The 22,631-nt window shown below is 71.5% G+C and carries 17 protein-coding genes; 9 read left to right on the forward strand and 8 right to left on the reverse strand.

Features of this window, described 5'->3' with window-relative positions; translation table 11 throughout:
* Window positions 1-157 precede the first annotated feature (157 nt).
* Together ligA and ACESMR_RS05170 are read left to right on the forward strand one after the other, a co-directional pair.
* The gene (gene ligA, locus ACESMR_RS05165; protein WP_373045645.1) at window positions 158-2,233 is read left to right on the forward strand and encodes an NAD-dependent DNA ligase LigA; all 2,076 of its coding nucleotides are present in this window, start codon (window positions 158-160) and stop codon (window positions 2,231-2,233) included.
* A 1-nt stretch (window position 2,234) separates the two neighbouring features.
* A complete protein-coding gene (locus ACESMR_RS05170) occupies window positions 2,235-2,507 on the forward strand; it encodes an acylphosphatase (protein ID WP_373045647.1) in 273 nt (90 codons plus the stop codon).
* 352 nt (window positions 2,508-2,859) lie between these two features.
* Here the strand turns inward: ACESMR_RS05170 and ACESMR_RS05175 are convergent, their stop codons facing one another.
* Window positions 2,860-4,965 carry an ATP-binding protein gene (locus tag ACESMR_RS05175; protein ID WP_373045649.1) on the reverse strand — a complete coding sequence of 702 codons (2,106 nt, stop codon included), beginning with the start codon at window positions 4,963-4,965 and terminating at the stop codon, window positions 2,860-2,862.
* Window positions 4,966-5,096: 131 nt separating this feature from the next.
* Here ACESMR_RS05175 and ACESMR_RS05180 point away from each other — a divergent pair, with 131 nt between their 5' ends.
* Both ACESMR_RS05180 and ACESMR_RS05185 read left to right on the forward strand, forming a co-directional pair.
* A complete protein-coding gene (locus ACESMR_RS05180) occupies window positions 5,097-7,913 on the forward strand; it encodes a TIGR03960 family B12-binding radical SAM protein (RefSeq protein WP_373045651.1) in 2,817 nt (938 codons plus the stop codon).
* A 49-nt stretch (window positions 7,914-7,962) separates the two neighbouring features.
* Window positions 7,963-9,909, forward strand: coding sequence for a PQQ-binding-like beta-propeller repeat protein (locus tag ACESMR_RS05185; protein WP_373045653.1), 1,947 nt, complete (start codon window positions 7,963-7,965; stop codon window positions 9,907-9,909).
* A 49-nt stretch (window positions 9,910-9,958) separates the two neighbouring features.
* On the opposite strand, the gene ACESMR_RS05190 is transcribed toward ACESMR_RS05185, so the two are convergent.
* Together ACESMR_RS05190 and ACESMR_RS05195 are read right to left on the reverse strand one after the other, a co-directional pair.
* Entirely contained in the window at window positions 9,959-10,423 is a 465-nt protein-coding gene (locus tag ACESMR_RS05190; protein ID WP_373045655.1) for a redoxin domain-containing protein, read from the reverse strand.
* A 115-nt stretch (window positions 10,424-10,538) separates the two neighbouring features.
* On the reverse strand, window positions 10,539-10,826 hold the full coding sequence (locus ACESMR_RS05195; RefSeq protein WP_373045657.1) for a hypothetical protein: 288 nt from the start codon (window positions 10,824-10,826) through the stop codon (window positions 10,539-10,541).
* A 188-nt stretch (window positions 10,827-11,014) separates the two neighbouring features.
* Between ACESMR_RS05195 and lnt the strand changes: the two genes are divergently transcribed.
* Both lnt and ACESMR_RS05205 read left to right on the forward strand, forming a co-directional pair.
* Window positions 11,015-12,589: an apolipoprotein N-acyltransferase gene (gene lnt / locus ACESMR_RS05200; RefSeq protein WP_373045658.1), complete on the forward strand. Its 1,575-nt coding sequence runs from the start codon at window positions 11,015-11,017 to the stop codon at window positions 12,587-12,589.
* Window positions 12,590-12,637: 48 nt separating this feature from the next.
* Window positions 12,638-14,986 (forward strand): ATP-binding protein, encoded by a 2,349-nt coding sequence (locus ACESMR_RS05205; protein ID WP_373045660.1) that lies wholly within the window; start codon window positions 12,638-12,640, stop codon window positions 14,984-14,986.
* Window positions 14,987-14,992: 6 nt separating this feature from the next.
* Here the strand turns inward: ACESMR_RS05205 and ACESMR_RS05210 are convergent, their stop codons facing one another.
* Window positions 14,993-16,606, reverse strand: coding sequence for a S1 RNA-binding domain-containing protein (locus ACESMR_RS05210; protein ID WP_373045662.1), 1,614 nt, complete (start codon window positions 16,604-16,606; stop codon window positions 14,993-14,995).
* A 176-nt stretch (window positions 16,607-16,782) separates the two neighbouring features.
* Between ACESMR_RS05210 and ACESMR_RS05215 the strand changes: the two genes are divergently transcribed.
* Entirely contained in the window at window positions 16,783-17,304 is a 522-nt protein-coding gene (locus tag ACESMR_RS05215) for a hypothetical protein (protein ID WP_373045664.1), read from the forward strand.
* A 56-nt stretch (window positions 17,305-17,360) separates the two neighbouring features.
* Here the strand turns inward: ACESMR_RS05215 and ACESMR_RS05220 are convergent, their stop codons facing one another.
* Complete coding sequence (locus tag ACESMR_RS05220) at window positions 17,361-17,951, reverse strand: TetR/AcrR family transcriptional regulator (protein ID WP_373045666.1); 591 nt, start codon at window positions 17,949-17,951, stop codon at window positions 17,361-17,363.
* Between the two features lie 147 nt (window positions 17,952-18,098).
* Here ACESMR_RS05220 and ACESMR_RS05225 point away from each other — a divergent pair, with 147 nt between their 5' ends.
* Window positions 18,099-18,650 carry an NAD(P)H-dependent oxidoreductase gene (locus tag ACESMR_RS05225; protein ID WP_373045668.1) on the forward strand — a complete coding sequence of 184 codons (552 nt, stop codon included), beginning with the start codon at window positions 18,099-18,101 and terminating at the stop codon, window positions 18,648-18,650.
* Between the two features lie 112 nt (window positions 18,651-18,762).
* Here ACESMR_RS05225 and ACESMR_RS05230 read toward each other — a convergent pair whose 3' ends face one another.
* Window positions 18,763-19,803, reverse strand: a complete 1,041-nt coding sequence (locus ACESMR_RS05230; protein ID WP_373045669.1) for an OmpA family protein — start codon at window positions 19,801-19,803, stop codon at window positions 18,763-18,765.
* Between the two features lie 154 nt (window positions 19,804-19,957).
* On the opposite strand from ACESMR_RS05230, the gene ACESMR_RS05235 reads away from it, so the two are divergent.
* Complete coding sequence (locus ACESMR_RS05235) at window positions 19,958-21,079, forward strand: M23 family metallopeptidase (protein ID WP_373045671.1); 1,122 nt, start codon at window positions 19,958-19,960, stop codon at window positions 21,077-21,079.
* A 136-nt stretch (window positions 21,080-21,215) separates the two neighbouring features.
* Here the strand turns inward: ACESMR_RS05235 and ACESMR_RS05240 are convergent, their stop codons facing one another.
* On the reverse strand, window positions 21,216-21,950 hold the full coding sequence (locus ACESMR_RS05240) for an RNA recognition motif domain-containing protein (RefSeq protein WP_373045673.1): 735 nt from the start codon (window positions 21,948-21,950) through the stop codon (window positions 21,216-21,218).
* 222 nt (window positions 21,951-22,172) lie between these two features.
* Window positions 22,173-22,625, reverse strand: coding sequence for a hypothetical protein (locus ACESMR_RS05245; RefSeq protein ID WP_373046414.1), 453 nt, complete (start codon window positions 22,623-22,625; stop codon window positions 22,173-22,175).
* Window positions 22,626-22,631: the final 6 nt, after the last annotated feature.

Here is a 22,631-nt window from a genome sequence, read left to right on the forward strand (position 1 = left end):
GCCGTGGCAGCAATCACGTTTTCCCGCGCTCGAAGCAGCGGGGGGGAGCGGTTTGCGCGCTATGGGGGGATGAAACAAGGCGGAAGCTATAGTCGCGTCCGATCGCTGTCAAGGACGGTGGTGCGAACGGGATCTTCGTGGTGTAGGTTCCGCCCGCATGGCCGCAAAGAGCAGCAGCCCCGAGGTCAGCCGGCGAGTGGAGGAGCTCCGGGAGGAGATCCGCGACCACGATCACCGGTACTACGTTCTCGACCAGCCGATCATTTCCGACGCGGCCTACGACAAGCTCTCCCGCGAGCTGCAGGAGCTGGAAGCGGCGCATCCCGAGCTGCGCACCCCCGACTCGCCGACGCAGCGGGTGGGCGGCGCGCCGGCGCCCGGCTTCGCGAAGGTGGTCCACCGCAGGCCGATGCTCTCCCTGGCCAACGTCTTCGACGAGGGCGAGCTGGAAGATTTCGACGCGGGGCTGCGGCGGCGCCTCGACCTCGGTGAGGGGCAGCCGATCCGCTACACCTGCGAGCCGAAATTCGACGGCCTCGCCGTAGAGCTGATCTACGAGGAGGGGCGCTTCGTCCAGGGCTCGACCCGCGGCGACGGGGAGGTCGGGGAGGACGTGACCGGCAACCTGCGTACGATCCGCTCCGTTCCGCTCCGCCTCCACGGCACCGCCCCCGCCCGCCTCGAGGTCCGGGGCGAGGTGGTGATGTTCAAGAGGGACTTCGCGGCGCTCAACCGGCGGCAGGAGGAGGCGGGGGAGAAGGTCTTCGCCAACCCGCGCAACGCCGCGGCCGGATCGCTGCGCCAGCTCGATCCGAAGATCACCGCGAGCCGGCCGCTCACCTTCTTCGCCTACGAGGTGGGCGAGAGCACCGAGGCCTTCGCGTGCCACGAGGAGAAGCTCCGCCGCCTCGCAGCGCTCGGCTTCAAGGAGAGCGGCGCCTGGCGCATCGCCTCCGGCGTCGAGGAGCTGAAGAGCTACTGGAAGTCGATCCTCGAGCAGCGCCACGAGCTGCCCTACGAGGTCGACGGCGTGGTGGTGAAGGTCGACGACGAAGATCTCCGGGCGCGCCTGGGCCAGGTCTCGAAGAGCCCGCGCTGGGCAGTCGCCTACAAATTTCCCCCGGAGGAGGAGACCACCCGCGTCGAGAAGATCGACGTGCAGGTGGGACGCACGGGGGTCCTCACGCCGGTGGCGCACCTCGTCCCGGTCCGCGTCGGCGGCGTGATGGTGGCGCGCGCCACGCTGCACAACGAGGACGAGCTCCGGCGCAAGGACGTGCGCGTCGGCGATCGCGTGGTCGTGCGCCGGGCGGGCGACGTGATCCCCGAGGTGGTCAAGGTCGTCGTCGAGGTGCGGACCGGGCGGGAGGAGCCGTTCGAGTTCCCGAAGACCTGCCCCGCCTGCGGCGCCGAGGTGACGCGGGAGGTCCTCGAAGAGGACGAATCCGGCAAGTCGGTGAAGCTCGCTGCGGCCTGGCGCTGCACCAACAGCGCGTGCCCCGCCCAGCTGAAGGAAAGGCTGCGCCACTTCGTCTCGCGACGCGCGATGGACATCGAGGGGCTCGGCAACGAGCTGGTGGAGCAGCTCGTCGAGAAGGGCCACGTCCGCGACTTCGCCGACATCTACCGCCTCGGCGCGGAGGATTGGTCCAACCTCGACCGGGTGGTCGGTGAGGAGACCTACAAGATCGGGCCGAAGGTCGGGCAGAAGCTGGCCGACGGCGTCGAGCGCAGCAAGCACGTTCCCCTGCGGCGCTTCTACAACGCGCTCGGCATTCGCGGCGTCAACGAGGCGTTTGCCGCGGTCCTCGCGAAGCGCTACCCCGCCGTCGACGCGCTGGTGCGCGCGGACAAGGCGGAGCTCGAGCTCCTGCCCGGTGTCGGGCCCACGCGCGCCTCCTGGATCCGGCAGTTCTTCGATCGCGAGGAGAACCGGGAGGTGATCCGCCACCTCCTCGAGGTCGGCGTCGAGCCGCAGCCCGAGGCGGCGGTGCAGACCGGCGGCGCCTTCGCCGGCAAGACGGTGGTGCTCACCGGCACCCTCGCCGCCTTTAGCCGCGATCAGGCCAAGGCGGAGATCGAGCGGCGCGGCGGCAAGGTCTCGGGCTCGGTGTCGAAGAAGACCGACCTCGTCGTCGCCGGAGCGGACGCGGGCTCCAAGCGCAAGAAGGCGCAGGAGCTCGGTGTCGCCGTCGTCGACGAGGCGGGATTCGTGGAGATGCTCGGAGGCTGAGATGGTGCGCGTCGAGCTCAAGATCATCGGCAGGGTGCAGGGCGTCTTCTACCGGGCCAGCGCGCAGCGGGCAGCGGAGGAGCGCGGCCTCCTCGGATGGGTGCGCAACACCGGCGACGGGGCGGTGGAAGCGGTGGTCGAGGGCCCCAGGCCGCAGGTCGAGGACTTCGTCGCCTGGTGCAGGCAGGGCCCTGTCGGCGCACGGGTCGACGAGGTGGAGGCCAACTGGTCTCCCGCCCGGGCGGAGTTCTCGGACTTCCGCGTCCGGCGCTGACGACTCGGCTCCCTCGCCGCGGAGCGACATCGCCGTCGCCGGCCTGCCCGGCCCCACGGAGCGGGCCGGGCCGGAGGCGGTTTCGGCTTCAGCTGCAGCAGCACGAGCGCGCCGCCCGCTCGCCGCACTTGCAGGCGGGGGCGCAGCTGCACGAGGGCACGCAGGTGCAGGAAGCGGTCTTCGAGGCGCCAGCGTTGCAGTTGCAGGGGTTGCAGGTGCAGGGGGAGCAGTTGCAGTCCATGTCGTTCTCCGGGGGCGGGGTTCCTCGGGGCGGCTGATTCCGTCCCCTCTGCCCTTGCCTCGCTCGGGAAGACGCTCCACGGCGTCGCGCCTTACACGCGACCAGCCCCGCTCAATGCAGCTGGCGTGCGCCCCGTGCCTCCTTCTCCGTCTGGAACGCCGCCGCATGGAGCACCGGCAGGGAGACGTGGAAGGTGGCGCCCCTGCCCTCGGCGCTCTCGGCCCAGATCCTGCCCCCATGCCGCTCCACGATGTCGCGCACGATGTAGAGCCCGAGGCCGAGCCCGCCGTAGGAGGCAGACGACGCGTTCCTCGCCCGGAAGAAGCGCTCGAAGAGCTGCTCGAGCTGCTCCGCTGGGATGCCGATGCCGTGGTCGCTCACGGTGAGGTGGGCCTGCGTCCCTTCGTTCCGGATGGCGACGACCACCTCGCCGCTGCTGTATTTGAGCGCGTTGTCGACCAGGTTGGAGACCACCTGCTCGAGGCGGTTGGGATCACCCTGCACCAGCACCTCCCCCGCGGCCTCGAAGCGGATCCGCCCGGAATCCCGCGGCGCGGTGGCGGCCACGGCGTTCTCGGCGATCCGGGTGAGAGAGATGGGCCGCTGCTGCATCTCCATCGTGCCCGCCTGGATCCGGGTCACGTCGAGCAGATCGTTGATCAGCCAGGCGAGGCGCCCGAGGCTTGCCTGGGCCCGTTCGATGGCGGCTTCGTCCACCGGCAGGCCGGCGCGCACCCGGCGCTGGAGCATCTGCAGGCGCGTGGCAAGGGGCGTGAGCGGCGTCTTCAGCTCATGCGAGGCGACGGAGAGGAATTCGTCCCGGACCCGTACCGCCTCCTGCGCGTCGCGGTAGAGGCGCTCCGATTCGCCGAGGAGCCGGTCCCTCTCGCACTCGAGGGCGAGGCGGCTGCCCAGCGCCTCGACCGCTTGCGTCTCGGAGGGGTCGAAATAGCGGCGGGCGGTCGTCGCCTCCACCGCGAGGACGCCAGCGGGGTTGAAGCTCGAGGTGCCCACGGGCAGGCGCAGCCAACAGGAGGCCCCCTCGCAGCGCTGCTCCAGCCCTTCGGGCGGGCCCGCTCCTGCGAGCTCGGCGAGGCGCAGCCCCGTGGGAGGCGCCATGCCCTCGCGCTGCGCGAAGGCCTCCGGGACGAAGGGGCGCTCGCTGCGCCAGAAGATCGCCGTGGGGCCCAGCGTGTGCACCGAGCGCCGCAGCGCCCGCTCCACCCGGTCCTGCAGCGGGGAAATCGAGGCGAGGATCGTGCCGGCGTCGACCAGCATCCGCTGCAGGCTCTCCGCCCGCCGGCGCTCCGCGGTCATCGCGGCGAGGAGCAGCGCGGTGATGGTGGCCAGCGCGAAGAGGGCCTGCACCAGCACCACCCGCACATACTCCTGCACGGTGTAGAGTTCGGCGAAGGGCCCGTACCCGCGGGCGGTGAGGATCACCGCCAGCAGGGAGATTGCCGCAGCGCCCCACGCTGCGCCGCTGGGGCCGAAGCGGATCGCCGCCCAGGCGAGGACGGGAAAGGCTGCGAGCCCCAGGGCGACGAAGCGGGCCACCACGTCTGCGAGCATGAACCCCTGCGCGGTGAGCACGACGAGGCTCGAGCCGAGGAGGATCGCCTCCGCCAGCCGGGACGGCGGCGCCCGCAGGATCCGCGGTCGGGCGGCGAGGAGCAGCGCCGCGAGGCTCGCCGTTCCGAGGGCGGCGCTGCCCCACCAGGCGAGGGAGAAGCTCAGGATCGAAGCGGGAGGCTCACCTGCCAGCAGCGTCGTCACGAGCGCGAGCGCCGTCCCCGCCATCGGCCCTGCGAGCGTGCCGTAGAGGCCGAGCAGGTAGACCTCGCGCGCCCGCAGGAGCGGCAGCCCGCGGGTGGGCATCGCCCGCCGGATCAGGGTCGCGCCCACCAGGGGTTCCACCACGTCGGCGACAGACCAGCCCACGACGATCGCCGGGTCGACGCCCCTGGAGCCGAGGAGGAGCGCGTCCGCGACGAAGACCGCGAGGAGCAGCAGCGGCCAGCGCTCCCGCTTCCGCGAGACCAGCACGGCGAGCGAGAGACCGCTGGGCAACCACGAGCCCGCCAGGTTGAGCTCCGGCGCATAGGTCAGGCGGTAGCTCGCCAGGCCGAGCACCAGGTAGGCGAGACAGACGAACGCCGCTTCGGCGAGGGCTCTGCCGGTGAGGTATCGCGGGATGCTGCCGACTCGGTTGCGCAAGGGCATCTTCCTGCCTCGACGCTAATCACCGCACGCCCCGACGGCCCCGCGTCCGACCACGCACGAGGGAAGCGAATCGGGCGGCGGCGTGCTACATCCGTCGCTCCCCCACCGCGGAGGCGAGGACCACGATGAAGGATTTCCGCCCGGTCGACGCCGACCACCTGATCCTGCAGGCGCAGAAGCCCACGCGCTACGTGGGCGGCGAGGTGAACGCGATCCAGAAGGACCTCCGCGCAGCCGAGGTCACCTGGGCGCTCGCCTTCCCGGACGTCTACGAGGTGGGTATGAGCAACCTCGGCTTCCGGGTGCTCTACCACGTGCTCAACCGCCGCCCCGAGACCGCCGCCGAGCGCACGTTCATGCCCTGGACCGACATGGCGGGGATGATGCGGAAGGCGGGTATGCCGCTCTTCACCCTGGAGAGCCGGGCCCCGGTCCGCGACTTCGACATCGTCGGGATCACCCTGCAATTCGAGCTCTGCTACACCACCGTGCTCGGCCTGCTCGATCTCGCCGGCATCCCCCTGCTCGCGAAGGACCGCCGTCGCGACGACCCGCTCGTGATCGGCGGCGGTCCCTGCGCCTACTCGCCGGAGCCGGTCGCCCCCTTCTTCGATCTCTTCGTGGTGGGCGAAGCGGAGGAGGTGGTCCACGAGATCAACGACCTCTTCCTCGCCTGGAAGCGCGAGGGTGGCAGCCGCGAGGAGCTTCTCTGGGAGCTCGCCGAGATCCGCGGCGTCTACGTCCCCTCGCTCTTCGACTACGACTTCGAGCACGGCGGTCCGATCCGCGCGATCCGGCCCCGCAAGCCGGGCTACACGAAGGCGACGCGGCGGGTCGTCCCCGACCTCAACACCGCGCCCTTCTACGAGAAGCCGGTGCTCCCCTTCATGCAGACGATCCACGATCGCCTGCCGATCGAGATCCAGCGCGGCTGCACCCGCGGCTGCCGCTTCTGCCAGGTGGGCATGCTCACCCGCCCCACCCGCCAGCGCGATCCCAAGGAGGTGCTGCGCCTGGCGAAGCGCGGCCTCGAGACCACCGGCTACGAGGAGGTGAGCTTCCTCTCCCTCTCCGCCGGCGACTACCAATGCCTGAACGGCATGCTCGAGGATTTCTTCGAGGAGTTCGCCCCCGACAAGATTTCGGTGGGCATCCCCTCGCTGCGCACCGAGACGATGAACGAGCGCCTCGCCCAGCAGATCCGGCGGGTGCGCAAGGGCGGCTTCACCGTGGCGCCCGAGGCGGCGAGCGAGCGGATGCGCCGCGTGATCAACAAGGGGAACGAGGAGTCCGATCTCCTCCACGCGGTGGAGACGATCTTCGGCGCCGGCTGGGACCTGGTGAAGTTCTACTTCATGATCGGCCTGCCCACCGAGCGGGACGAGGACGTGCTCGCCATCGGCGAGGTGGCCCACAAGGCGCTGCGCATGGGGCGCAAGCACACCAACCGCGCCACGATCCACGTCGGCGTCTCCACCTTCGTCCCCAAGCCCTTCACCCCCTTCCAGTGGGAGCCACATCTCACGGTCTCCGAGACGCGGCGCAAGCAGCGCCTGCTCCGCGAGGCGTTCGGCCCCAGCCGCAGCATCGACTTCAAATATCCCGACGCGGAGGGCTCGGAGATCGAGGCCTTCCTCTGCCTCGGCGATCGCCGCGTCGCCACCGCGATCCTCGCCGCCTACCGCATGGGCCAGGTCCTCGACGGCTGGGGCGAGTTCTTCTCCCACGAGCGCTGGCGCAAGGCGGCGTACGAGATGGAGAAGGAGTGGGGCGTGGGACTCGACTTCTTCGCCCACCGCGAGCGCGGCCGCGACGAGATCCTCCCCTGGGACACCATCGACTGCGAGGTGACCAAACCCTACCTCTGGCGCGAGCGCGAGCGCAGCCACGACGCCGCGGAGATCGAGGTGCCGGATTGCGCCATCGTTCCCTGCCACGTCTGCGGCGCCTGCGACTACGAGGTGGTGAAGAACCGGGTCTACGATCCGCGCGATTACCTCCACGAGGACGGCACGCCCTACGAGCTGGGGCCGCTGCAGCTCTCCGAGAACGCGCGCCGCGCAGCCGAGAAGGACCGCGGCACCCGCGTGGTGCAGGCGGTGGCGCAGGGCGCTGTCGCGCTCCCGATCCTCGCCGAGGAGCAGCCCGGACCCGCCACCGCTGCGGCGCAGCGGCTGGTGGCGAAGGTGGGCAAGATGGAAGAGCGCCTCGCGGCGCTGGAGGCGGCGCCGCAGGAGAAGAAGGCGCCGGAGGTCCACGCGCCGCAGCATTGGTACCGGCTGCGCTACGCCAAGACCGGCCGCGCCATCGCGCTCTCGCACCTCGAGACGAGCTACGCCGTCTCGCGGGCGCTGCGCCGGGCGCAGCTGCCGATCTCCTTCTCCGAGGGCTTCAACCCGAGGCCGCGCCTCTCCTTCGGCCCCGCGCTGCCGGTGGGCGTGGAGAGCGAGGCGGAGTACCTCGACCTCGCCCTCTCCGAGCCGCTCCTGCCCGCAGAGCTGGAGGAGCGCCTCGGCGCCCAGCTCCCCGCCGGCTTCCGCCTCGTCGAGGTCGGGGAGATCCCCCGGAACGCGACGGCGCTGCAGGCCGCCATCGAGGCGTTCGAATACCGCGTCGCCTTCCCGGCGGGCTTCGCCTGTGATCTGCCCGCAGCAGTGGCGGCCTTCGCCGCGAACGGCGCCACCATCTCCCGCGAGCGCCCCGCCTCGAAGAGCAAGGGGACGCGGCGCGGCGCCCGGCATGCGCACGCGCAGGTGAAGGAGGTCGACCTCAAGGCGATCGTCGGCGACCTCGTCGTCGACGGCGCGCGGGAGGTGACCTTCCGGGTCCGCAACGATCCGGGTGGCAGCGCCAGGCCCACCGAGGTGATCGCCGCGGTCTTCGGCGGCGGCTCGGTGCCGGAGGGCGTGCGGATCCGCAAGGAGTCGGTGCGCTTCGGCTGATCGGGCGCCCCGCGTTGTCGCGGCAGGTTCGCTCTCGTAGGCTGGGCCGATGCACATCCGGGCGACGCTTCCCCTGCTGGCCCTCCTCGTCCTCGCCTGCAGCGAGGAGCGGCTCTCGCACGTGCACGCGGGCCTCGACCTGCCCGATGCAATTCACTTCGATCGGGCCTTCGTCGGCCACGAGGCGACGGCGCCGATCGCGATCGCCAACCGCGGCCTCGCCCGCGAGTTCCTCGGCCTCGCGGTCGATCCACCCTTCGCGCTGTCGACCTCCGCCGTGGAGGTGGCGGCAGGCGCCGAAGCATCGCCGCTGGTGCGCCTGCTGCCGGAGCGGGTGGGCAGGCACGAGGCGACGCTCACGCTCTCGGTGCGAGGGGACGAGGTCCACATCCCCGTGACCGCGGAGGTGGCGGAGGCGCCGGCCTGCCCTGCAGCCACCGACTGCAGCAGCTGGCGTTTCGATCCGGCGGTCGGCGCTTGTGTCGAGGAGGCGGTTCCGGACGACACGCCCTGTGACGGCGGCGCCTGCCTCGAGGCGGCGCGCTGCAGGGCCGGCTCCTGTGTCGGCCTGCCCGCCTGCGACGACGGCGATCCCTGCACGGCGGACCTCTGCAGCGCCGAGGCGGGATGCAGCCACGTACCCGACGCGAGTTGCTGCGAGCAGCCGGATCACCCCTGCCTCGAGGCCTTCCTCGAGGAGGGCGTCTGCGGCGTGCGGGCGCGCCCCGAGGGAGCGCCTTGCGACGGCGCCTGCGGCACGGGCACCTGCGACGGCGGCGTCTGCAACGGCGGCGGCGACGGCGTGCTCACCGCCGCCTGGTCGTACGAGCCCGCAGGCCACATGAGCTTCTTCGGCCACGCGGACGAGGCGGGCCATCTCTATCTCCTCGAAGGGGAGGACGATCGCGCCTGGTACACGGCCAGGACGCTGGTGTCGCTGGATCGCGAGGGCCGGGAGCGCTTCCGTCTGGCGGCAGGGGCGAGCCGGGAGATCGCCCTCCTCGGCGCGCGCCTCTTCACCGTGATCGACGGCGAGCTGGTCGCCCGCTCCACCGCCACCGCCGCCCGCCTCTGGAGCGTCTCGCTTCCCGCCGTGCTGCCCGGCGCCCACGTGGAGGACGGCGCGACGGTTCGACTCCTCGCTGCCGACGGCAGGCTGCGGGTGGTGACGTGGTGGAGCGGCTCGAGCTGCGCGGGGCCCGGCCACGTGGCGGCGTTCGATCCCGCCACCGGGGCGCGGAGCTGGTCGCACCGCGAGGAGGCGATCCTCGCCGCCTCGCTCCTCGGCTCGGCGGGCGAGGTCCACTTCCAGCGGGACCACAGCGAGGACGACGGGTGCACCGTCGACTTTCGCTTCCATCGGATCGACGCGTCCGGCAGGGCGGAAGGCCCGTCGGGTGGGGCGGGCAACTTCTATCCAGAGGCGGTGGCGGGCGATCACCTCTTCGCCGCCACCCACGGCGAGAGCCGCTGGATGGGAATCGCCGGGGACGGCCCGGCGCTGCCCATCGCCGGCAGGCATCCGTTCTGCGACGCCGAGGTCCGGCTGCCGCCTCTCGTCCGCGGCCCCCTCGCCTTCGGCTTCGGCGTGGAGGAGCCGGTGGTGGTTGGCCACTGGCAGGCGCCCTTCCTCTACAGCTTCGATCCCGCCACCGGGATCGAACGCTGGCGGCTGCAGCCGCCGATGAGCGTGCGGACGACGCCGCTGCTCACCGACCGCGGCACCGCGCTGCTCGTCGGTCACGACCAGCAGGCCGATGGACACCTGGTCGAATACGACGGAACCGGCGCGTCGGTGGCGCGCTGTGCGATCACGGCGCCGCCGCGGGGCGGGGCCGCGGTGCTGCTCGACGGTCTGCTCGTCGTGGGCGATTGCGGTGGCGGCCTGCAGGCCTGGTCCCTGCCGGGCAGGCGCATCGCCCCCGACGGCTGGGTCACCACCTGGGGCGATCAGCAGCGCTCGCGGCTGCAGTACGCACCGGTGCGCGAGCGCTGATCGGGAAGGGCGCGGGCCCCCTTGCAGCGGGCCCAGGCGGGACGTTCGGCTACGCCGTCTGCTGCGCGGCGCCGAGGAGGCGGTCGATGGTCTGCTGCACGCCGGGCAGCACCTTCTCGCCCGACATGTAGCAGCGCAGCTGCCCCTCCTGATCGAAGACGTAGTACGCGGGCACGTACTCGTTCTGGAAGGCATCGGTGACGCCGTGCATGTTGTCGACGGCGGTGGGGTGCCGGATCGCGTACTCCTCGATCGCCTTCTTCACCGCAGCCACGTCCGTGTCCGCCTCCTGCCGCGGCATGTGGATGGAGACGAAGCGGACGCCCTGCCCCTCGTACTTCTGCTTCCACTCGTTGATGGTGGGCAGGTGCGGCTTGCAGATGCCGCAGCTCACCGCCCAGAAGTGGACCAGCGTGACGTGGCCCTTGAGCGAATCGGCGGAGATGGGATCCCCGTGCAGCCACTCGGTGGCGCCGGTGAGGTCGGGCATCGGGGTACGCAGCTTCAGCGCCATGGATTCGCACTCCTTCGTCGGCTGGTGTGGTTTCTCGGCACCTAGGATGCCGCTCCTCCCGGCAGCGTTGCAGGGAAAAACGGCCCAACCTGGGCAGCTGGCGCAGGCTCGTCCATCACCCCAGCGGGACGCGGACGAGGAAGAAGGCGCGATCGCTGGAAAGCCTCACCTCGACCTGGCGGTTGGCCAGGGTGCGGGCGACGTCCTCCAGGGTCTCGCCCGGAAGTAGGCCGATCAGCTGCTCGCGCAGCTCCGAGCCGCTCTGCCGGATTTCGAGGCGGGGCACGGCGGACCGCTCCTCGCCGGTCGGCGGGCCGTCGAGCTTGCGATCGAGCGCCTGTCGCGCGAGCGCAGTCGACTGCTCCGGCGAGCCCGCCGAGGCGGTGGTCGCAAGGCACGTCACCGCCAGAACCAACAGCCCTCGAACAAAGGGCACCTGGATGACCTCCTTCCACCCCTGCCGGATAGGATGGGAACGGCAGCACGTTTCCCGCAACCCGCCGCCGTCCGGGCAGGCCGGGACGCCCTCGCGTGTTGCGTCACACGACGCCCGTTGACCGTCCGACGGCGTCCTCCCTATGGTCGCCCCCCGTGAACCCTCTGCGCAACCCGATTCCCTGGATTCTGGCCACGCTCTCCGGCGTGCTCTACTTCGTCGGTTTCGTCGGCTTCGACCAGTGGTACCTGGCGTGGGTGAGCCTCGTGCCGCTGCTCCTCGCCCTGCGTGGTGCGCAGGCGTGGAAGCAGGCCCTCGCCCTCTCGTGGTGGATGGGGTTCGTCACGCACCTGGGCGGCTACTTCTGGGTCGTCCACCTCTTGCAGAGCTTCGCCCACCTGCCCCTGCCCCTGGCCTTCCTCGGCTACCTGCTCCTCTCCATCGGCCAGGGCGCGATCTTCGGGGCGGTCGGCCTGCTCGCCTGGGGCATCTCGCGCCGCGCCGGCCTCTCCCTCGGGATCACCGTGGCCCCCGCCCTGGTGGCGGTGGAGCTCACCTTCCCGCTCCTCTTCCCCTCCTACTTCGCCAACTCGCAAACCTGGGTGCCGCTGGTGACGCAGGTCGCCGATCTCGGCGGCGTGCTCCTCGTCTCCTTCGTCCTCGCGCTGGCGAACGGGGCGATCTACGAGCTGGTGCTGGCGGCGCTGGAGCGGCGGCGTCCGCGCCCCGCCCTTCCCGCCACGGCGGCCGTGGTCCTCGCCGCCACCCTCGTCTACGGCACCGTGCGCATCGGCCAGATCGAAGCCCTCGACGAGGCGGCGCCGAAGCTCAAGACCGCGATCGTGCAGGCCAACGTCGGCGCTGCGAGCAAACACGAGCGCGCTGGCGAGGGGATCCGCCGCTACCAGCGGATGACCGAGGAGGCGATGCGGATCCCCGGCATCGGCCTCGTGGTCTGGCCGGAGAGCGGCCTGAACCGCGCCGTCACCCCGCAGGTGAAGAACCTCGAGGGCTGGGTGGCCCGCCAGGTCTCCGCGCCGATGATCGTCGGCGCGCTGCGCGCGGAGTTCGAGGGGCGCCGCAAGATCTGGAACGCCGCGCTCGCGGTGGACGAGGGCGGCGAGATCCTCGCCAGCTACGACAAGATCCAGCTCCTCGCCTTCGGCGAATACGTGCCCGGCGACTCGATCTTCCCGCAGGTCTACGATCTGCTCCCCTACACCAGCCGCTTCGAGCGCGGGCAGAGCCGGGCGCCGCTGCCGGTGGGCGACTACGCCCTCTCGACGGACATCTGCTACGAGGACATCCTCCCGTCCTTCATCCGCTCGCTCATGGGGCCGATCGACGAGGCCGGGACCCGTCCCCACGCGATGGTGAACATCACCAACGACTCCTGGTACGGGCCGCACGAGCCGCCGATCCACCTGGCGCTGGCGACGTTCCGTTCCATCGAGCACCGGCGCTGGCTGATCCGCTCCACCGCCACCGGCATCAGCGCCTTCGTCGACGCCGCCGGCAGGCCGGTGCGGACGAGCGGCTTCGAAACCGAGGAGCTCCTCGTCCACGAGGTTCCGATGATCACCGGCGGGCCCACGCTCTACGGCAGGTTCGGCGATTGGCCGGGCTGGTTCGCGTTGGCCGCCTGCGCCGTCGGCCTCTTCCGTCGGCGGCGGGGCGAGACCGCGGGGCAGCAGCAGGCGCAGGGTCGGGGGCGTGCGGAAGCTGCTTGACTGCAGCCCGCGCAATCCCCATCTCGGAGGGCCAGCGAGGAGCCCCCTTTGCGGAATGGGAACGAGTTTCAGCCCCGTTTCGGACTGCGCCTCCTGGCGGGAGCCGGCCTCGGCCTGATCGGGCTGGCGTTGAACGCCTTCCCGATCGAGCTGCTCCCCGGGGTGCATCTCCTACCCGGCCTGCTGGCGGTGCCGCTGGCGGCGATCCTGCTCGGCCCCGCAGCCGGCCTCGTCGCCGGGCTCCTCGCCACCGCCTCCACCGTCCTCCTCTGGGGCCATCCCTGGGGCATGATCGGCTTCGGCCTCGAGGGCCTCGTCCTCGGCTGGCTCTCCCGCCGCATGGTCCCGGTGGTCGCCGACCTGCTCTGGTGGCTGGTCGGAATCGGCTACCTCTACGTCACCTACGCGCTGATCATCGGCGTCTCGCCCTCGCAGGCGGCGGTGGTGGTGGTGAAGCAGGTGCTCAACTCGCTCCTCGCCGTCCTCGCGGTGCAGGGGCTCCTCCTGCTTCCGACGATCCGCAGGCGCGTACGTGATCTCCTGCCCCCCTCCCTGCGCAACGCCGGGTTCAGCACGGGCTTCGCCACCGCCCTCGCCTTCGCCGCAGGGCTGCCCCTGCTGCTCCTCGCGGCGCAGGAGGGGCGGGATCGCTACCTCCAGGAGTTCCGGGAGCTCGCGCTCCGCAACCGCGCGGATGCGCGGGTGGCGGCGGTCGCCGTGGAGAAGGGGGTGGAGGCGGCGCTTCGCGGCCTCACCGTCCTCGCCGATGAGCTCGCGGACGAGGCGCGGCAGGACGGCGGCGCCCTCGCCGACCGGGCCCGGCTCCAGCGACGCCTCGAAGCGCTGGTCGCCCATTCACCCGAGGTGCTGAACGCCCACGTCGGCGACGCAGCAGGCTTCATCGTTGCCTTCGAGCCCCCGGTCGACGCGGACGGTCGTGTCCTCGCAGGCCGTGATTTCTCCGACCAGCCGGAGGTGCGCGAGATCCTCGCGGGTGGCGGATCGGTGGTGACCGGCATCTTCGCCAGCAGGCTCGGAGGCGGGCTGCCGGTGGTGGTGATCGCCACGCCGATCGAGGTGGACGGAGCCGTGCGCGGCTACGTCTCCGGGGCGGTCTCCTTCCACGAGGTGCTGGAGCGCGCCTCCGTCGCCCTGGCGCCGTCCCAGCGGCTGCGGCTGGTGGACGAGGACGGCGCCAGCGTCGTGCGCCGGGGCCCTGGCGACTACCTGCTCGAATCGCTGGTGGACAGGCCCCTGCGCACGGCGGTGCAGATCGCGCTGCGTACGGGCGGGATGGGCGCCTTCGTGGGCGAGGCGGGCGAAGTCGCCCTGACCCGGGCCGAGCAGACGCTGCAGCTCGGCGCCGCTGCGGTGGAGCGCTTCGGCTGGACGGTGGTGGTGAGCCAGCCGCAATCGGCGGTGGCCTCGCGGATCCAGCGCGCCTATCTCGGCCTGCTCGCCCTCGTCGGCTTCGCGATCCTGCTCGTCGTCCTCGCGGCGGTCGCCTTCATTCCGCTGCTCGTGGGGCCGGTGCGCAGCATCTCGGCCACCGCCGCGCGGCTCGCCCGCGGCGAGCGCGACGCGCGGGTCGGCAGCACCATCGTGGACGCCCCCCGGGAGATCCACCAGCTCGGCGCCGATTTCGACCGGATGGCGGACGAGCTCTCCCGGCAGCTCGAAGCGGTGGAGGCGGCGAGCCGCGCGAAGGACGAGTTCCTCTCGATCGCCTCCCACGAGCTCAAGACGCCGATGACCGCCCTCAAGACGCAGGTGCAGCTCCTGCGGCGGCGCCTGCCCGCCGAGCAGCAGGAGCGGCTGGAGAAGCTCGATCGCCAGGTCGATCGCCTCACCCGCCTGGTGAACCAGCTCCTCGACGCGTCGCGGGTCGGCGTGGAGGAGCTCGCGCTCCAGCCGGCGCCCTGCGATCTCGCCGAGATCGCGCGGCGGGTGGCGGTGGGGCTGGTGAGCGAGGCCGCCGGCTTCGAGCTGCGCCTCACCCTCGAGCCCGCGGTCGGGCGCTGGGACGAGCTCCGCATCGAGCAGGTCGTCTACAACCTCGTGGCCAACGCGGTGAAATACAGCCCCGGCGGCGGCCTGATCGAGGTGCGCGTGCGCCCGACCGAGGCGGGCGGCGCGCGGCTCGAGGTAGCGGACCGCGGCATGGGCCTGGCAGCTGGAGCGGAGCCGCTCTTCGAGCGCTTCAGCCGCGGGGTCGAGGGGACGAACCTCGCCGGCCTCGGCGTGGGGCTCTACGTGGCGCGGGAGATCGTCCTCCGCCACGGCGGCACCATCGGGCTCGCGGCGCGGGAGGGTGGCGGGGCGGTGGCGACGGTCCGGCTGCCAGCCACCATCCCCGGTGACGCGGCCCGGGGCGAGATGCACCCCGGGCTCTCGTAGCAGGCGCTACTTGCCGAGCTTGCCCTTGAGCAGATCGCCCAGGGTGCCCAGGCCCTTGCCCTGCGGCTGCTTCTGGGTCTGCATCCAGGCCTTGGCCTCGGCGCGCTCCTCTGCCTCCTCGGCGCCGCGCTTGGAGAGGCGGACCTTGCCGTCGTCGCGCACGTCGGAGACCGCCGCTCGGAAGGTGCTGCCCACCGGGGCGGCGCGGCGCAGGTCGGTGCCGCGGGGCACGCCGAGCTCCGCAGCGGGGACGAGGCCGCGGCCGCTGCCCCACGAGACGAAGACGCCGAAGCTCTCGATCCGGTCGACGGTGACGTCGAGCACGGTGCCCACCGAGGGCACCGCCGGCGCCGCGCCTGCGGGCGCGGGGGCCTCACCAGCCTCGGCGCTCACCGGCTTGGGCGCGGTGCGGCCGAGGACCTGGGCGCCGCCCGCCTGCGGTGCCGGCGCCGCGGCGGCCTCGGGAGCGCGCTGGCGGCGCACCGCCATGCCCTCCTTCGCCTCCGCTGCAGGGGCCTCCTCGCCGCCGCCGAGGATCTCGCCGAGCTCCTCGGGCGAGACGAAGGAGAGCGAGATCCGGCGCGCGTCCCGGTCGATGGCGTCCACCGAAACGGCGATCTCGTCGCCGACCGAGACCATCTCCGACGGGTGGCCCACGCGCTTGCCGAAGGCGCTCACGTGGAGCAGGCCCTCGACGCCCGGCACGATCTCCACGAAGGCGCCGAAGGGCTGCAGGCGCATCACCCTGCCCTGGACGATCGTCCCCTCGGGCAGCTCGTCCACCGTGTTGAAGAAGGGATCCTCGGTGACGGTCCGCATCGAGAGCGCGATCCGCTCCTTGCCGTCCTTGACCTCGATCCGCAGCACCTCCACCTCGACCTCCTGGCCGGGGTGGACCACGTCCTGCGGGCGCTGCCTGCCCCACGCCAGCTCGCTGGCGGGGACGAGACCCTCGACGCCGCCGAAGTCGACGAAGGCGCCGAACTCGCGGACGTTGGTGACCATGCCCTGGAAGCGGGCGCCGGGCTCGAGGCGCTTGCGCGTCTCCTCCGCCCTCGCCGCCTGCTCCTCCTCGAGCAGCGCGCGGCGGGAGAGGACAACGTCGCGGCCGCCCCGCCACTCGGTGATCCGGAAGCGGTGCTTCTGGCCGATCATCGTGGCGGGATCCTCGATCCGCCGCACGTCCATCTGGCCCAGCGGGCAGAAGCAGCGCACGCCCGCCACCTCGACCACGTAGCCGCCCTTGTTCACCGCGGTGATCGCGCCTTCGACGGGAACGCCGGTCTGCGCGGCGTCCTCGAGGGCCGCCTTGGCGGCGACGCCCTTGCCCATCGACATGGCGAGCTCCGCCACGCGGTTCTGCACGGCGACGACGTAGGCCTCGATCTTGTCTCCCGGCTTGACGTCGGGCTTCTCGCCGGGGGCCGCGAGCTCGGAGAGCTCGATCATCCCGTCCACGCCGCCGCCGAGGTCGAGGTAGACGCGGTTGGCGCCGACCTGCACCACCGTGCCGGTGACGCGCTCGCCCGGCTGCACGCGCTTGGGCTTCTGGCGGATGCTCTGCTCGAACAGCTCCGCAAACGACTCTTCGCCTTCGCCCTCGAAAGTCTCGTCGGCCACCTGGATGCTCCTTGCTCGATCGTCCGCCATGCGGCAAAGGCGCCGCATAACACGGCCCGTCCGTGGTTGCCACGCCCGCAGCCATGCGGGCAGCCCCTCCCCTCCGGGTCGGCGCCCTTGCGGCTGCCCGGGGGGGAGCCCCATCGTGGTGAAGTATGGCTTCCCACCGGCCACCCTTGCTCGATCGCCTGGAGTTCGGGCGCACCGCCGCCATCGGCGGGGCGCTGGCGGGGCTGGTCGGCGGCGTCGCCACCGTGCTCCTGCTCCTGCCCAGGGCGGTCCTCCTCGGCCTGCCGGCGGAGGCGGGCCTGGTGGCGCGGGCGGCGCTGGTCGGCTCGCGGGAGCCGCTCGCCGGGCTGCTGCTCCACCTGGGCGCAGCCACGCTGGTCGGCGGCTTCTTCGGCTGGCGCAGCGGCGTCCGCTCCGGCCTCGAGCTCTCCCTGCGGGGCCTGCTCCTCGCCGTGGGCCTCTGGCTCCTCGGCTGGCTCGTGCTGCCACTGGCCGCGCCGGAGCTCTGGCGGGGTCCGATGGCGCCCTCGGTCGTCGAATACCTGCTCTTCGGCGCGCTCCTCGGCCTCCAGTCCCGGCTCTGCAGGCGGATGCTGCAGCGGCAGTGGCGCGCGGCCGCCGTGCAGGCCCGCCGGCGCGCCGGGCCTGCAGCCCCGGGGCCCGAGCACCGCCCCTCGCACGCCGGTTGACGAGCTTCAGGGGCTGGACGGCGGCGTTGCTCGGCAGGCGATCCACCTGCTCCGAGCTATCCAGGGCGACGGCGCGTGGCGCCATCGGCGCATCGTGCAACCATCGACACGATGATTTCGTAGAGCTCGTCCTTCGCCTGTTCGGCCGTGATCTCCCCGGTCGCCGCTGCATGGGACAGAGCCTCAGCCGCGCCAAGCATGGCCCGAAGGGCGGCTGGGGCGAGGGCGTCGTTCCCTGCGAATGGGGCGAGCGCGATCCGGCATTTCTCCAGGAAGGCTGCCTGCGATTCGCATTTGAGCTTTTCCAGCTCCGGTGTGCTGGCCAGCGCCGCGATGACGTCCGGAATCTCGCGGCCCTGCACCAGGACGCAATCGACGTACGCCGCCGCAATCGCGGCAGCCCTGCTCGCCAGGGTGGCTTCGCCCGTCTGCAGCGTGGCGTCCATGGCTGCGGTCTGGCGCGCATCGAATTCCGCATAGAGGGCCGCCAACAGCGCAGGGCGCGTACCGAAATGGTCGTAGACCACCGGCTTTGCGACCCCCGAGCGTTCGGCGAGCCGCCCCAGCGTCAAGGCCTCCGTCCCCTCGTCGCGGACCAGTTGCCATGCGGTATCGAGCAGCTGGCGATAGCGCTCCGGCCGTGACAAGCGGCGCCGCGGGGCCGCGCTCTCATTTGGGCTTGACATGCCAATATACCGACCGTAGCCTACTTAAAGTATATACGAAATGTATATACGTCCAGTAGGTTCCCTCGTGGCCTTCTTCTTTCATCCCATCCAGCAACGGACGATCCGATGCATGCGTTGATCGTTGTCGCTCATCCCAATCCCGCGTCGTTCACCCACAGCGTAGCCGCACGGGTCGGCGAAGGCATCGCCGTGGCCGATCCCGATCACAGCTTCGAGATCGCCGATCTTGCAGCAGAAGCGTTCGATCCGAGATTCACCCGCGCCGACCACGCCGTTCACGACAGGGTAGGGCCGCCTCCCGAGGATGTCGTGCGCGAGCAAGCGCGAATCGATCGGGCTGATGCGCTGGTGCTGGTCTATCCGGTCTATTGGTGGTCGATGCCGGGCCTGCTCAAGGGGTGGATCGATCGCGTCTTCGCCAACCGCTGGGCGTACGACTACAGCCCTGCAACCGGTTTGGTAAAGAAACTTCAGCGCCTCGAAGTCCACCTCGTCGGCATCGGGGGCAGCGACGAACGAACGTATGTGCGACACGGCTATTCCGCCGCGATGAAGACGCAGATCGAGCACGGCATCTTCGATTATTGCGGGGCGCGGGTCGTGAGCTCCCGGCTGCTGCTTCACACGCAACCGCAGGACCCGGCTTCGCATCTGTAAGCGGCGCGAGCCATTGGCAGCAATCTCTTCCGTGCATCCCAGGCGACGGGGACGGGCGACGAGGTAGAAGCCGCGGGTGTGCAAATCGGATCCCGCGCACCCGACACCCGGATCAGAGCTTCGTCCACTTCACCTGCGAAGGCGGATTCACCGTGACGATGTACTCGGCGCGCCGGTTGCGCGGCTCGTCGGTCTCGTCGGGCGTGTCGACCGCCAGCGCCCCCTCGCCTGCGCCTGCGTACCAGATCGGCAGCGACAGCCCCTGCTTGCGGAAGTAGCCGGCGATCGCCCGGGCGCGGTTGAACGAGAGGGTGCGGTTGGAGGCCTCGTCGCCCACCGTGTCGGTGTGGCCGACGACGTAGAGGCCGATTTTCTGGTTCCCGAGCTTGAGCGCCTGCTGGTAGCGCCGCAGCACCTTGCGGATCTCCACCTGCGCCGCGTCGAGCTTCTTCGCCTCCGCCGCGGCGATCTCCCACCTGCCGCTGGCGAAGATCACGTCCTCGTGGGGAATGTCGATCTGCCAGGGGAAGAGCTCCACGGTCGGCGAGAAGAAGCCGTCGGCGTCGTGGCAGGTGAGCTGGATCCGCAGCACGGTGTCGTCCTCGCCGTGGGTGGGCCAGGAGAGCTCGAGGGGCGTGCCCGGCGCCTCGCCGGCGAAGCGTACCCAGCCGTGGCGCTGCGGCTTGCCGTCGAAGACGACGTCGTATTCGCATTTGCTGGCGTTGCCCGTGAAGGTGAAGCCCAGCTTCCCGGTCTTCAGGTCGAGGCGGCGCTCGTCCACCTCGACCCGCACGCCGTCGGAGACGAAGACCTCGAAGGCGAGCGGCATCTCGCCGCCGGTGCCGTCGATGAACTCGACCGCGAGCTTCCCCTCGTAGCGGTGGGTGCCCACCGGCGCGTCGAAGAGGAGCTCCTTCTTCGAGCCCGGCGGGATCCTGCCGGCGGAGAGCTGCAGCGGCTTGCCGTCGGCGCCGGTGAGGGTCGCCTTCGCGGAGACGATCGCCTTGTTGGCGTAGAGCACGAGGCCGGGGCGGGTCTGGCCATGGAGCGCCTTGCCGATCAGCTCCACGGAGACGTCGTCTGCCGCTGCGGGGCGCGGGGCGACGAGGGCTGCTGCAGCGAGACCGAGGGCACCGAAAACGCGGGTGTGCATGGCCGATCGGTGCCACCAAGCGGCATGGGGCGCAAGTCCCTCGGCGACCGGGGGCTGCCGGTTCTCCACCGGCCGAGCGAGCCACCGGCCCTCGCTTCGTTGCAGGGCGGGGAAAGGGAAGGCATCCTCCGCCACCATCGGAGGAGCCTCACCCGTGCCCATCTCGGACGACCTGCTCAACCCGCGGCGCAAGAACCCGCTCACCCTGCCCCTTCTCGTCATCGCCCTGCTCGCCCTCGCTGGCGGCGCCTTCGTGCTCGGCCGCTTCTCCGCCGGGCCCGCCGATCCTGCAGCCGTCGCGGAAGGCGCAGGCGGTGGTGCAGGTGGCGGCGCCGCCGGCGCCCCCGGCGTCGCCGCGGTGGTGGAGCCGCCACCGCCCCTCGTTCCCACCGAGGTGGCGATGGGCGACGTCCTCCCCGGCACCGACGGCCTGCGCCGGATCTCCGTCGAGATCCACGGCTCCCTCACCCAGAGCATCAACCAGGTGATCGGCGCCGACGTCGGCGATCCCCTGGCGCTGGTCTCGAGCCGCCTCCTCGTCTGGTGGCTCAGCCCAAGCCGCGACCTCCGCCCCGGCGACCAGCTCGAGGTGCTCTACTCGCTGCCCGCGGGCGAGGAGCCGATGGTCCACGCGCTGCGGTTCAAGGCCGGCAAGCTCGGCAACGTGGAGAAGCGCGCCTACCGCTTCCAGCCCGAGGGCAGCCCCTTCGCCCGCTACTTCGACGAGGCGGGCCGCGAGATCGAGGAGCGCCTCGAGAACGGCCCCATCGACGAATACGAGCAGATCACCTCGCTGCTCAAGGACGGCCGCGGCCACAAGGGCGTCGACTTCAAGGCGCCGGTGGGCACCGCCGTGAAGATGCCGTGGGACGGCACGGTGGTCCGCAAGAACTGGAACTACCGCTACAACGGCGGCTCCCTCGAGGTCCGCGACGGCAAGGGTCGGAGCGTGATCTTCCTCCACCTCGACTCGGTGGAGAAGTCGCTCAAGGCCGGCAGCCGCGTCCGCAAGGGCCAGGTGGTGGCCAAGGCCGGCAACACCGGCCGCTCCACCGCGCCGCACCTCCACTACCAGGTGATGGCCGGCAAGAAGGTGCTCGATCCCTTCGACCTCCACGACACCTACCGGGTCTCGCTGCCCGCGGGCGCGAAGGCCGCCTTCGACGCGACGGTCGCCGAGCTGGACGACGTGCTGGCAGGCAGGCCGCTGGTGGCCACCACGCCGGCGCCGACGCCTGCAGCGGGGAACGTGATCCCGGCCAGGGCGCAGCAGTAACCGACCACGCGCCGGCGGCACGAAGGCGGGCCCGGTGCCCGCCTTCGTCGTTCCTGAGCCTGTCTGGCGACGGCCACGAGAAAGGGCGGGCCCCGTACGGAACCCGCCCTTCCATCGGCTCGTCATCGGGAGCCGGCTACCACTCCGGGCCGCCGAAATCGTCCCCGCCACGACGCCGACCACCCCGGCGATCACGACCGCGCTTGCCGCGGTCGCCGCGCTCCCGGTAGTCGACGTCCTCGGGGGCCGTGTACCCCTCCGGCGGCGGCTCGGACCAATCCTGCGGCGGTGCAGCGGCGTAGTCCGGCTCGGGCATCGGGGGCTCGGGCGGGAAACCACCGCCGTATCCACCGCCGTACCCGCCACCACCGAAGCCGCCGCGGTCACGGCCGTAGCCGCCACCGAAGCCGCCGCGATCCGGGCCGCCGAAGCCACCCGGGCCACCGGGGCCTCGCGGGCCGGGGCCGCCAGGTCCGCGCGGGCCCGCGCCGGGCCCCCGAGGACCGCCGCCGAAACCACCGGGACCCCCTGGGCCACGGGGACCGCCGAAGCCCGGCCGATCGGGCCTGGGACCGCGGGGCGGACCACCGAAGCCGGGGCCACCGCCGCCGGGTCTCGGCGCCCGTTCCAGCGCTTCCTTCACCGCCAGCCCGCGACCGCCGTACATCCGGCCGTTGACCGCGGCGATCGCCTCTTCCGCCTCCGAATCGGAGCCGAGCTCCACGAAGGCGAAGCCGCGCGAGCGACCCGTCTCCCGATCGGTGACGATGTGGACGTCCGTAACCGTTCTGCCGCCCTCGGCGAACACCGCCCGAATGTCTTCGGCGGTAGCGGAGAACGGCAGATTCCCGCAATAGAGCCTCTTGCCCATGCAGCACAGGCGCCGGCTTTGCCCCGGCGCTTCCTCGATCAGTCGCACCCGTTTGCTCTTCCGCGCCGCTTCCAGGCTCTCCAAGGCCCAGGAACCACGGCGTGGTTTCATGCAACGGGCTACATGCGACAGATGAACGCTAGCTAGGACCGGGACCTACGTCAACGCAGACGCCCGTCCACCGGAGGCGGCGGACGGGCCTCGGCGTGGAGGGCGCTACCTTCAGTGCAGGTGGGTGGCGCCGGTGGTGCGGCCCTCGGGAACCACGAGGTACTCGAGGCGGGCGAGGCGGACGTCGTCCACGAGCTGGCCGCGCTCGGGAATGTCGAGGCCCTCCTCCTTCCACTGCGGGACGAAGAGGATCGGACGGGCCTGGCCGTCGTAGCCGAGCTGCACCAGGAGATCCTTCTCGAAGGTGCGGCAATTCTTGTCGCAGCAGGTGAAGGACTCCTCCACCCGGTAGAGCCCCTCGGCGAGCAGTGGCTTCAAGCCCTGCGCCGCCTCGGGGTTCGGCAGGGTCACGCCCTGCTCGGAGAAGGTGGCCCGGTTCTTCTTCCAGCCGGTGGGCGTATAGATGCCGGGGCCGGGATTGCCGTGGTTGTGGAAGTAGACCAGCCGTCCGGCGGGGACGGGACCGATCGGCGCGGTGGTGCGGTACAGGCCGCAGAGAGGCATTTCCAA

Source organism: Vulgatibacter sp., assembly GCF_041687135.1.
GTDB lineage: Bacteria > Myxococcota > Myxococcia > Myxococcales > Vulgatibacteraceae > JAWLCN01.